Annotated in this window: 9 protein-coding genes; 1 reads left to right on the plus strand and 8 read right to left on the minus strand. The window is 71.4% G+C overall.

Going from position 1 to position 11426, the window contains the following annotated elements:
- From QN152_10280 to murJ, 5 genes are all read right to left on the minus strand, one after another.
- Positions 1 to 248: 16S rRNA (uracil(1498)-N(3))-methyltransferase (locus QN152_10280; protein MDR7539896.1), on the minus strand; the 248-nt coding region annotated here is incomplete at its 3' end.
- A complete protein-coding gene (prmA, locus tag QN152_10285; protein MDR7539897.1) occupies positions 245 to 1198 on the minus strand; it encodes a 50S ribosomal protein L11 methyltransferase in 954 nt (317 codons plus the stop codon). The genes QN152_10280 and prmA, both read right to left, overlap by 4 nt.
- The gene (gene dnaJ, locus QN152_10290) at positions 1168 to 2289 is read right to left on the minus strand and encodes a molecular chaperone DnaJ (protein ID MDR7539898.1); all 1122 of its coding nucleotides are present in this window, start codon (positions 2287 to 2289) and stop codon (positions 1168 to 1170) included. Before dnaJ ends, prmA begins: the two co-directional genes overlap by 31 nt.
- Before the next feature lie 42 nt (positions 2290 to 2331).
- Positions 2332 to 3375 carry a heat-inducible transcriptional repressor HrcA gene (gene hrcA, locus QN152_10295; GenBank protein MDR7539899.1) on the minus strand — a complete coding sequence of 348 codons (1044 nt, stop codon included), beginning with the start codon at positions 3373 to 3375 and terminating at the stop codon, positions 2332 to 2334.
- Positions 3376 to 3539: 164 nt separating this feature from the next.
- A complete protein-coding gene (gene murJ, locus QN152_10300) occupies positions 3540 to 5144 on the minus strand; it encodes a murein biosynthesis integral membrane protein MurJ (GenBank protein ID MDR7539900.1) in 1605 nt (534 codons plus the stop codon).
- A gap of 125 nt (positions 5145 to 5269) precedes the next feature.
- Between murJ and rpsT the strand changes: the two genes are divergently transcribed.
- Entirely contained in the window at positions 5270 to 5524 is a 255-nt protein-coding gene (gene rpsT, locus QN152_10305; GenBank protein ID MDR7539901.1) for a 30S ribosomal protein S20, read from the plus strand.
- 27 nt (positions 5525 to 5551) lie between these two features.
- On the opposite strand, the gene holA is transcribed toward rpsT, so the two are convergent.
- The 3 genes from holA to thrS all read right to left on the minus strand — a co-directional run bounded on the left by holA (position 5552) and on the right by thrS (position 10950).
- Positions 5552 to 6520 (minus strand): DNA polymerase III subunit delta, encoded by a 969-nt coding sequence (holA, locus tag QN152_10310; GenBank protein ID MDR7539902.1) that lies wholly within the window; start codon positions 6518 to 6520, stop codon positions 5552 to 5554.
- On the minus strand, positions 6517 to 8958 hold the full coding sequence (locus QN152_10315; protein ID MDR7539903.1) for a DNA internalization-related competence protein ComEC/Rec2: 2442 nt from the start codon (positions 8956 to 8958) through the stop codon (positions 6517 to 6519). Before QN152_10315 ends, holA begins: the two co-directional genes overlap by 4 nt.
- A 72-nt stretch (positions 8959 to 9030) precedes the next feature.
- Positions 9031 to 10950: a threonine--tRNA ligase gene (gene thrS / locus QN152_10320; GenBank protein ID MDR7539904.1), complete on the minus strand. Its 1920-nt coding sequence runs from the start codon at positions 10948 to 10950 to the stop codon at positions 9031 to 9033.
- Positions 10951 to 11426: the final 476 nt, after the last annotated feature.

An 11426-nucleotide genomic window follows, 5' to 3' on the forward strand; every position in this document is an offset into this window, starting at 1 on the left:
CCCTGCACCAGCGTGATGGCAATGGAGGGACGGACGCCGCTGCGCCTGGCCACGACCCGCCCGGCCACAGCGCGCGGGCCGACTGCGGTCAGCTCCACGTCCGCCTCCTCGCCCCGACCGTCGAAGACGACCACCCGCTCGCCGGGCCGCAGCCGCAGCACCGTGGCCGCATGGCGTGACTCCGCCGGCGGGAGGACCACCTGCTCCCCCCGCAGCACGCCGGGGGAGACCAGGAACCGGTGGGTCACGGTTCGGCCACAGCCGCCAGGAAGGCGCGCCACTCGCCTGCGGCGGCCACCTGGAGGGGGCGCAGGCCCGCACCACCCAGGGCCTGTCGCACATCCGCCTCACGTAAGTCGGTGATCCCCGAAAGAATGGCCCGCCCACCAGGGCGCAGGCGTGGGACGATCTCTGGAGTCAGGGAGATTACCGCACTAGCCGTCAGGTTGGCCAGGATGAGGTCGACCGGCACGTCCAGGGGAGCCAGGAGGTCGCCCAGCACGACCTCCACCGTCTGCTGCACGTGATTGTGCGCCACGTTGCTCCGCGCCACCTCCACCGCCAGGGGGTCGTGGTCCACAGCCAGGACACGGGCGGCGCCGAGCTTCGCCGCTGCCACCGCCAGGATGCCCGAGCCGGTGCCGACATCAGCGACGCTCCACCCGGGCTGCAGGTGCTCCTCCAGCAACTGCAGGCACAGTTGCGTCGAGGAGTGCAGTCCGCTGCCAAACGCCATCCCCGGATCGAGCCTGATGGGGACAGCGTCCGCAGGGAGGTCCGGACGCTCCCAGGTTGGCACCACCCACAAGCGCCGGCCCACCGGGAAGGCGTGGTAGTGTTCCCGCCAGGAGGTGGCCCAGGGCTCCTCCGCTGCCTCCTTCAGGGATAGCGTGGGCGGAATGGCCCCCAGCCCAAAGGAAGGCAGGGCGGCCAGCCGACGACAGAGCTCATCAAGTCCCCCGCCAGCTCCCTGAGCCTGCGGCCCGCCAGCCGCCTCCGCCCGCAGGTAGGCGCGCAGGCGCACCAGGCCGGCGGTCCCTTCCTCCTCGATCACCCCGCCGGTGGGCAGCTCGTGCAGCAGGGCGGCCACCGCCTCACGGGCCTCGGCAGGCGCATCCACGGTGAGCAGCAGGTAGCCCGCGGAGCGACGACCGACTCCCGCAGCGGCTACTGCAGCAGGTCCTTCATCTTGTTCCACAGGGACCTCTTCTGCGGGCGGAGGTGCTCACCGCGCAGCTCGGCCACCCGCAGGAGCAGCCGTCGCTGCTCGGCAGTCAGGTCCTTGGGGATCTCCACGCGCAGCCGCACATAGAGATCTCCTCTCCCGCCGCGCAGGTCGGGCATGCCCTGGCCGCGCAGGCGCAGGCGGGTGCCGGGCTGCGTGCCCGGGGGAATGGCCAGCGTGGTGGTTCCGTCGAGGGTGGGCAGTGCGATCTCGTCGCCCAGGGCGGCCTGCAGCATGGAGATAGACGCCTCCACGAACAGGTCGGCTCCCTCACGGGTGAAGCGCGGGTGGGGTCGGACGCGCACGATCACGTGCAGGTCTCCCCTCGCTCCCCCGCGGATCCCTCCTTCTCCCTCCCCGGCGATTCGCAGTCGCGTCCCCGTCTCCACCCCCGGGGGCACCTTCACGGTGAGCTCGCGGGTGGCTTCCCGCCGTCCCGACCCGCCGCACTCCCGGCAGGGGTGGCGTAGAACGGTCCCGCGGCCACCGCACTGGCGGCAGGTGACCACCTGGGTGAAGTAGCCGAAGACCGTCTGCTGCTGGTAGCGTAGCTCTCCGCTGCCCCGGCAGGCGGGACAGGTCTCGGGGGTCGAGCCGCGCTCCCGCCCGGTGCCGAAGCACGCCGTGCAGGTATCAAGGCGGGAGAACGTAATGGTCTTCTCCACACCGTGGGCCGCCTCTTCCAGGGAGATCTCCAGATCGTAGCGCAGGTCTGCGCCGTCGATGGCCTCCTCCTCCCGCAGTCGGGTGGACGGCCGTGCGCCGCGGCCGAAGAACATGTCAAAGAGGTCGTCGAAGGGGCTGAGCAGGTCGCCGAAGTCGCGGCCGAAGTCCCGCGCCGGCATATCGCTCACCCGGCCGTAGCGGTCGTACTGGGAGCGGCGGTCAGGGTCGCTCAGGACGTAGTAGGCCTCGTTGATCTCCTTGAAGCGCTCGTTGGCCTGGGGGTCGTCCTTGCGCACGTCGGGGTGGTACTCGCGGGCCAGGCGGCGATACGCCTGCTTGACCTCCTCCTGGGAGGCGTCGCGGGAGAGGCCGAGAATTGCGTAGTAGTCTTTCGCCATGGTGATCTGCCGTTGACGCTACCGGCGGACGCACCCCCGGCACTAGGCGCTGAGGAGCGCTAGCTCCTCGCTCAGGTTCTCGGCCAGAAACCGTACCAGCGGCACCGTCCGCTGGTACCGCATCCGCTTGGGCCCCACCACGCCCAGCGTGCCCACGGTGCGCCTGCCGATACGGTAGGTGGCCGCCACCAGGCTGCACTCGCGCATCGTCGGCGAGGGCATCTCGCTGCCGATAGTCACCCAGACGGGCCGTCCGGGTACGGGCCGCAGGATCTCCGCCATCTCCTCCTCCCGGGCCAGCGTGGCCAGGACGGCGGAGACCAGGTCGGGTTGGCGGAACTCCGGCTGCTCCAGGAGGTGCATCGCGCCCTCCACGAAGACCTGCCCCACCGCGGCGCGGCGGATGGCGCGGTCCAGCCAGCGGCGGAGGTAGTCGAAGAGCCGCTGGTAGCGGGCCATCTCCCCTACCAGCGCCTCCAGGCGCTCGCGGGAGATCTCTCCCAGCGTGAGCCCCTCCAGCCGCGCGCTGATCCCGCGCGAGAGGCGGTCCAAAGTCTCTGGTTCGATGGGTTCGGGCAGCTCAATGGGCTGTCCCCGGTACACCCCGGCGTCGGTGACCAGGACCCCGAGGACGCGCTGCGCCTCCAGGGGGACGAAGTGCAGGTGGCGGAAGAGCTGCTCCCGCGCACGCACGGTGACCACCACCGAGGGATAATGCACCTCCTCGGCCAGCGCCCGCGCCGCCCCCTGGATCAGCCGTTCCGCCTCTTCGGCCAGGGAGTGGATCTGGCGCCGCAGCCGCCCCCGTTCCTCTGCGGAGAGCCGCTCCTCGTTCAGCAGGGCGTCCACGTAGTAGCGGTAGGCGCGGTCGGTGGGGATGCGGCCGGCCGAGGTGTGGGGCTGGGTGAGGAAGCCCATCTCCTCCAGTGAGGCCATCTCGTGGCGGACCGTCGCCGAGCTCACCCGCAGGCCGCTGTGCCGCACGACGGCTTCGGAGGCCACCGGTTCGGCGGAGTGGATGTGCTCCTGGATAACCGCGGCGAGAATCCGCTGCTTGCGCGCGTCCAGCACCGGATACGCCTTCATGGCTCGTGCCCCGTCATTAGCACTCTTTTCCGGCGAGTGCTAACGTGCGCTCAGGCTAACATTCGCCCCCAGAGCTGTCAACCGGGCCGTCCCCTGACGCGGATCGGTCCCCGACAAGCATTATAAGCGCCTCCCGCAGGATAAGCGCCTTCCGGAGGAGGGAGTCAGCCCCGGACCCAGGGTGCTCCGGGCGAGGGCATCCGGCGCCACAGCAGGTCCCGCACCGCCCGGATCTCCTCCACGCGCAGGCTCCAGGAGGCGGTGACGTAGACAGCCAGGCCCAGGCTGCCTGCAATCAGGAGGAGCAGTGCGGTGGAGGCCGCCCCCGTGGCCAGCCGCCCCGTCGCTCCCAGCGTCACGGCCACAGCGCTCACCCCGGCCAGCGCCGCCGCGGCCGCGGCCCGCGTGACGGCACCCAGCGTGCGCCGGCCCTCGAAGCCCCCCAGGCGGCGACGCAGCAGCCACAGGAGCAGCGCCACGTTGGTGAGGTTGACGGTGGAGGTGGCCAGGGCGATGCCCGCCGCGCCCAGGGGCCGCATGAGCACGGGCGCCAGAATAGCATTGAGGATCACCATCCCCCCACCCACCTTCACCGGCGTGGCCATATCCTGCAGGGCGTAGAACGCCCTCGTGACGATGTAGTACGCCGCCACGGCGGCCAGCCCCAGGGTGTAGGCGCGCAGGGCGGAGGCCACCGCCGCGGTCGCCTCCGGCCTGAACTCCCCCCGCTGGAAGAGCAGGCGCACCAGGGGCTCGGCCAGCACCAGCAGCAGGGCCACCACGGGCAGGATGAGCACCAGGACCATGCGCAGGCCGAAACCTGTGGTCGCCCGCAGCCCGTAGCGGTCCCCGGCCGCCGCCTTCCGGGCTAAGGTGGGAAAGACAGCCGTAGCCAGGGAGATGGCGACGATGCCCACCGGGGCCTGCATCACCTCGTAGGCGTAGTCCAGCACGGCCACGGCATTCCCTCCCGGTCCGGCGGGCAAAAATGAGGCGAAGAAACGGGAGACGTAGGCGTTGATCTCCAGCACCGCCAGCCCCAGCATCGCCGGGAAGGCCAGCCGCCCGAACCGCCCCACCGCGGGATGCCGCAGCTCCAGCCGCGGCAGGTAGCGGAACCCTGCGCGCCGCATGGCGGGCCACTGCACCAGGAACTGCGCCGCGGTCCCCCCCACCCAGGCCAGCGCCATCCCGCGGATGCCGATGCGCGGCCCCAGCCACAGCGTGCCGCCGATGATCACCAGGTTGAAGACCAGCGGCGCCAGCGCCGGCGCGGTGAAGCGCTGGTGGGCCTGGAGGAAACCGGTGGCGTAGACCGCCAGGGCCAGGAAAAGCATGGCCACGAAGATGATGCGGGTGAGGTGGACCGCCAGGGGCAGCAGGCCGGGATGCGCCTCGAATCCCGGTGCCGCCACCTGGACCAGCAGCGGCGCTGCCACCTCTCCCAGCAACACCATGCCCGTACCCAGCAGCAGGACCAGGTTGAAAAGTATGGCCGCCGCCCGCGCGGTTTCCGCCCGGTCGCCCCGGGTCAGGTACTCGGTGATGGTAGGGATGAAGACAATGCTCAGCGTCCCGCCCAGCAGCAGCCGCTGGAAGAAGAACGGCAGGTAGTAACCGATGACGTAGGCGGCCTTCTCGTTGGAGGCACCAAACAGCGCCGCGGCCACAACCTCCCGCACCAGTCCCAGGAACCGGCTGGCCACGGTGGCCGCCGCCATGAGGGTGGCGGCGTGGGCGAGCCGGCGGGCGGTAACAGGTGCGTCCATGGGGCTCACTGCCTCCGGCGGGGCCTGCGCGCGGGTCGGGTGGCTGCTGGCGCCGCATCTGCGCCCGATGGTAGAATTACGGTCCGCATAGCGCCGGCGTCTTTCGCCGGGAGACGAGGTGCACGATGGCCAAGCGCAGCAAGTCGGGATTGAAGCGGCTGCGGCAGTCGCAGCGGCGGCGCCTGCGCAACCAGGCCGTCCGCTCGCGGGTGCGCACGCTGACGAAGCGGGCGGCCGCAGGCGGCGATGCGGAGCTGCTGGCGGCGGTGGCGGCGCTGGACAAAGCGGCGGCCAAGGGGATCATCCACAAGAATACGGCGGCACGGAAGAAGTCGCGGCTAATGCGCCGCTTCCGCCGGGCCGCTGCAGGCGCGCCGTAGCCGCGCGCGGGCGGGTGCCCTGCACGGTCACCGGGTATCCTTGCCAGCGGGGTGCGCGGGCGCCCGGCACAACCCCACCACCAGCATCTCCAGGGCCAGCTCCGGGCGGCCGGTGGACTTGATGGCCCTGTCGGCATCCTCCAGCTGGACAAAGATCTGCGCAAAGTCCTCCGCCCGGTAGTGGCGCGCCGCGGCCAGCAGCTTCCGGGCCGCGTAGGGGTGCACGTTGATGGCTTCAGCCAGCTCGGTCTCGCTGCGCGCGCCTGCGGCCACCGCGCGGGCCAGGCGGCGGTACTGTCCGGCGATCAGGGCCAGCACCGACAGGGGGTGCTCCGTCTGCAGGAGGGCCTCCAGCGCCTGCAGCGCCTTGCGCGGATTGCGCTCCCCGATGGCGTCCGTGAGCGCGAACACCGACGTCTCCGCCAGGCGGCTGGCCACGGCCTCGACGTCCTCTGCGGTGATCTCCTGACGCTCTCCCACGTACGCCGCCAGTTTCTCCACCTCCAGGGCCAGGGTGCGCAGGTGCGTCCCCGCCAGCGCCACCAGAGCTCCCGCCGCCTGCGGCCCCATGCGCTTGCCCAGGGCTGCGGCGGCGCGCACCACCCAGGCGGGGGCATCTCGCGGCGAGAGCGGGTCGCAGGGGTGAATGGTCCCCTGTTTCTGGAAGGTACGGAAGAGGCGGCCGCGCCGGTCCAGGGCGCGGGCGGTAAAGATGGCCACGGCAGGCGGCAGGCCGCGGGCCAGGTACTCCTCCAGGATCCGCAGGTCCTCTTCCGGCAGTTCGTCCAGGTGCCGGATCAGCACCACCCGCTGCGCTCCGAAGAAGGGCAGGGTGTCAAGGCGCGTGGTGATCTCCACCGCGGGGGTCGTGGCCGCGTCGACCACGTCCAGGTTCAGGGCGCGGTCCTGCGGCGGGAGCAGCCGGTCGATGAGGGCGCGTACCCTCTCCTCGACCAGCAGGTCCTCCTCGCCGAGAAAGAGGTGCAGCGCGCTCACCGCAGCCTCGACTGGCGCACGGTCTCCACAGCCAGCCAGCGGCCGTCGCTGCGCAGGATCACGGCTCCGTCACGGTCGGTGCGGTACACCCTGATACCCCGCTGCTCCAGCGTGCGCAGGGTCTGGGCGTGAGGGTGCCCGAAGAAGTTCCCCCGGCCCACCGAGATGACCGCATACACCGGGTGGACGGCGTCGACAAAGAGAGGCGTGGTCGATGTTCGGCTGCCGTGGTGGGCCACCTTGAGCACCGTGCTCTGCAGCCCTCCGCTGTGCACCAGCGCCGCCTCCGTCTCCGCCTCGATGTCCCCGGTGAGGAGCACGCTGAACCGGCCAAACGACAGCCGGGCCACCACCGAGCGGGCGTTCACCTGCTCCGCCGCGCCCCGGCGCTCTCCATCCTCCGGAGGCCACAGCACATGGGCGGCAGCTCCGTCCCCCAGGTCGATCCGCTGCCCCTGGCGCGCCAGGGCGTAGGCGGTCCGGCGTTGCCTGACGAGCTCCAGGAACCGCGCATACGAGGGACTCGCGTGGGGCACCCCGGGCTCGAGCACCAGATCCACGCTGAAGTTCTGCAGTACGGCAGGCAGTCCTCCCACGTGGTCCTCGTGGGCGTGTGAGAGCACGATCACGTCCAGCCGCCGCACGCCCAGCCGCCGCAGCGCCGGCACCACCCGCTGCATGCCCACGTCGGTCCGCGCGGGCATCGCTTCCCCGGAGCTGGCCGCCGCGTCGCCGCGCAGGCGCCCCGGCAGCTCCACCTCCCCACCGCCGTCCACCAGGAGGACGCGCCCCGAGGGGCTCTGGACCAGGATGGCATCCCCCTGGCCGACGTCCAGGACGCTGACCACCAGCAGCCGCGGGCCCAGGCTCCCCGGCAGGGCGCTTCCCGTGAACAGGAGCGCGGCGACCAGCAGAGCCCAGACGGCCAGCCCCACCCAGCGCACACCCCCGCGGATGGCGAGGACACCCCGCCTCAGGCGCGGCAGCGCTCCCAGCAGCAGGTAGGCCGCAACCGCCTGCCACCAGGCCACCGGGGGCAGCCACACCTCGGCCCCGGGCGCGCCGGCGAACAGCCGGGCCAGGGCCACGATCGCCCACACCGGTGGCAGGAACGCCGGGGCCAGGGTGAAGGCCGCCGGTGGGAGCACCAGACCCACCAGACTGAGGACGAACCCGGCAGGGACCAGCACGGCCACGATGGGCAGGACCAGGAGGTTCGCCGGGAAGGCGGCCAGGGAAACGCGCTGAAAGACCACAGCCAGCAGCGGGAGCACCGCCAGCTGAGCGCCCAGGGTGGCACCGGCCAGCCGGGCCAGCCAGCGCGGCCGCACAGGCGGCTCCAGGGCCGGAGAGAGGAAGATGAGCCCCCAGGTGGCCGCAAACGACAGCTGGAAGCCCAGGCTGAAGAGGGCGGCGGGGTAGAGGGCCAGCCACAGCAGGGCCGCCAGCGCCATGGCGGTGGCCGCATCGGTATCGCGGCGCAGCCATCCCGCCCCCAGGCCGACCAGGGCCATGATGGCGGCGCGGCCCACCGCGGCGCCCCACCCCACCATGGCAGCGAAGAGGAGTACCACTGCGCCGGCCAGGAGGAAGCGCAGGGCGGGGTGCGCCCGCAACAGCGCCAGCATGCCCACCACCGAGGCGGCCAGCAGCCCCACCTGGGCACCGGAAACCACCAGCACGTGGAGCAGCCCGGCGCGAAGAAAGAGTTCCTCCATCTCCCGGCCGGCGCCAGCCTGCGCCCCGAAGAGCAGCCCCGCCAGCACGCCGCCGTACGGTGGGGGAAGGGCCAGCAGGGGTGCCACGAACCGTTCTCGCAGGCCCAGGACCCACGCTGTCAGCGGATGCCCGGCGCCACGGCGCACTACCGTCGCCGGGCGGTGGGGCGGCACCCGCAGCAGGGCTGCGATTCCGCGCCGCTGCAGGGCCGCTCGCAGGCTGGGCTCGCCGGGGTTGCCGCCGTCAGGGGGCAAGACGATCACGCCCCGCGCAGCGATCAGGTCTCCGTAGCGCAGCGCCGGCTGCGGGGGGAGCGTCGCCATCACCGAGAAGGGCCGCGGCAGGGTGTGGCCGTCCAGCCGCCGCAGGCGCACCACGACCTGCTGGCGCCCGTCGCCCGTCCGCACGGGAGCGGCGACCACTCCCTGGATGGTGACCCGATGCCCGTCCCAGGCCGCGGCGGCCGCCGCCTCCTGCCGTGCCGGGTCCAGGAGCGCGGTCAGATACCCCAGCGCGGCAAACACGCACAGTAGCAGACCGGAGAGCACGCCGGTCCCCGCGGCACGGCGCGTGGGAACTAAGACGAGCTGCGTCAGCACCCAGGCGGCGTAGGCGGCGCCCGCTATGAGGACGACCGGTGCCGGGTCGGCCGGTTGCCGGTCGGCGGTCAGGATGCCGGCAGCAAACGCCAGGGTGACCCAGACAAGTGGACGGCCCACGCCGCGTCTATCGGCGGGGCCATCCGGAATTTGCGGGGCGGGGGATGTGGGGCGAGGTGGAAGAGGACGCCGCTAGGCTTTCGCCGCCACCTCCTGCTGCAGGCGCTGCAGGAAGGCGTCCACCGTCATCGGTCCCAGGTCCTCGCCGTCACGGCGCCGCACGGCGACCCGGGCGCTGGAGACCTCGCGCTCCCCCACCACCAGCATGTAGGGCACCTTCATCACCTGGGCCTGGCGGATCTTGTAGGCGATACGCTCGTTGCTGGCGTCCACCTCCACCCGCACTCCCGCTGTCCGCAGGCGCTCCCCCACCTGCCGGGCATAGGAGACCTGCCGGTCGGTGATGGGCAGCACCCGCACCTGCTCCGGGGCCAGCCACAGTGGGAAGGCCCCGGCATAGGCTTCGATGAGGAAGGCGATCATCCGCTCCATGGTGCTGATGATGGCGCGGTGGATCATCACCGGCACATGCGGCCTGCCGTCCTCGCCGATGTACTCCAGACCAAATCGCCGCGGCAGCAGGAAGTCCAGCTGCACCGTGGAGAGCGTCTCCACGGCGCCTGTGGCCGTGCGAATCTGCACGTCCAGCTTGGGACCGTAGAAGTTGGCTCCTCCCACCACCGGGGTGTAGGCCAGCTCCAGGTCGTCCAGCACGTCCCGCAGCAGCCCCTCGGCCAGCGCCCACAGTTCCTCGTCCTGGTGGTAGTAGGCCCGGTTCGCCGGGTCGTGCAGCGACAGGTCGTAGCGGTGGGCCTGCACTCGCAGGTCCCGGTAGACCCGCTGGATCAGGCGGACGACCGCTGCGAACTCCTCCTTGATCTGGTCCTGGCGGCAGAAGATGTGCGCGTCGTTCAGGGTCATGGAGCGTACCCGGTGCAGCCCCACCAGGGTCCCTGACCGTTCGTAGCGGTACATCCGTCCCAGCTCGGCGATACGCACGGGCAGGTCGCGGTAGGAGCGCTGCTGGTGCTTGTAGATCATGATATGGTGCGGGCAGTTCATCGGCTTGAGCACCAGTTCCTCGTGGTCGATCTCCATGGGCGGGTACATGTTCTCCCGGAAGTGCTCCCAGTGCCCGGAGATCTTGTACAGGCCCACCTCCGCCAGGTCCGGGGTGTAGACATGGTGGTAGCCCAGCTCCGTCTCCAGGTCCACGATGTAGCGCTCCAGGATGCGGCGCACCACGGCGCCGCGGGGCAGCCACAGCGGCAGCCCCTGCCCCACCTCCTCGGCGAAGGCAAAGAGCTGCAGCTCCCGCCCCAGGCGGCGGTGGTCGCGGCGGCGGGCCTCCTCCAGCTGGCGCAGGTGCGCCTCCAGCTGGGACGCCTCCGGGAAGGTGATGCCGTAGATGCGCTGCAGCATGGGCTGGTGCTCGTCCCCCCGCCAGTAGGCCCCTGAGACCGAGAGCAGCTTGATCGCCTTGATCCGGCCGGTGCTGGGCAGGTGCGGCCCGCGGCACATGTCCAGAAAGCCATCCTGGCGGTAGAAGGAGACGCGGGCGTCGGGGATCTCCTCCAGCAGCTCCAGCTTGAAGCGCTCCCCCATCTCCCGGTAGAGGTGGATGGCTTCGTCGCGGGGGATCTCCACTCGCTGGATGGGCTGGTCCGCCGCCGCCAGCTGGCGCATCCGCGCCTCGATGCGCTCCAGGTCCTCCGCCGTGAGCGGGCGGCCGATGTCGATGTCATAGTAGAAGCCGTCGTCGATGGGTGGCCCGATGGCCAGCCTGGCCTGGGGGAAGAGCTGCTTGACCGCCTGCGCCAGCAGGTGCGCGGACGAGTGCCAGTAGACCATCCGCCCTTCCGGGTCATCAAAGCCCACGAACTCCACAGCCGCGTCCCCCTCCAGGGCCGCGGCCAGATCCACCAGGCGCCCGTCCACCCGGGCCACCAGGGCGTCCTCACGCCCCACGTCGGCGGCGACCTGCGCCAGCGGCGTCCCCTGCGGGTACCGCCTTACCCTGCCGTCCTGCAGGCGGACCTGGACCTCATCCATGGTGTCTTCCTCCTCGCTCCCCAAACAACAAGCCCTCCGTGCAAGGGACGGAGGGCTCCGCGGTTCCACCCTGATTCCGCGGCCACAGGTTTCCTGCGCCACGGCACTCAAGACCCGTCATCACGGGACGGGACCGGCCGCCTTAGCGCCACCTGGCCTGGCCCGGGGCGTCTCGGCGGCGGGCTCGGAGGGGGTCTTCGGCCGGTTCGCCGGAGAGCGCTCGCAGCACCGCGCCCTCTCTCTGGACGGCGGAAGATCGGCCTACTGTCCTCGTCTTCGCCCCAACAGCCTGCTTGCGGGCAATTATAGGCCCGGTCGCGCGTCTCTGTCAAAGGGCGACTCCCCCACCCTGCAGACGAACGCCGCGCCCGGAGGGCCCGGAAACGCTGCTCCCCGTGGACGACCCCCTGTGCGGGGAGGGCCTGGACACGCTCCCGGGGTGCTACACCTCGTGGTCTTACCGCCAGAAGAATCGG

It is taken from the genome of Armatimonadota bacterium, assembly GCA_031459715.1.
GTDB classification, from domain to species: domain Bacteria; phylum Sysuimicrobiota; class Sysuimicrobiia; order Sysuimicrobiales; family Humicultoraceae; genus Humicultor; species Humicultor tengchongensis.

What these genes read in the sequence shown, in the direction of transcription:
- dnaJ (MDR7539898.1), bottom strand. Translation starts at nt 2,289, where the DNA reads ATGGCGAAAGACTACTACGCAATTCTCGGCCTCTCCCGCGACGCCTCC.
- hrcA (MDR7539899.1), bottom strand. Translation starts at nt 3,375, where the DNA reads ATGAAGGCGTATCCGGTGCTGGACGCGCGCAAGCAGCGGATTCTCGCC.
- murJ (MDR7539900.1), bottom strand. Translation starts at nt 5,144, where the DNA reads ATGGACGCACCTGTTACCGCCCGCCGGCTCGCCCACGCCGCCACCCTC.
- rpsT (MDR7539901.1), top strand. Translation starts at nt 5,270, where the DNA reads ATGGCCAAGCGCAGCAAGTCGGGATTGAAGCGGCTGCGGCAGTCGCAG.
- thrS (MDR7539904.1), bottom strand. Translation starts at nt 10,950, where the DNA reads ATGGATGAGGTCCAGGTCCGCCTGCAGGACGGCAGGGTAAGGCGGTAC.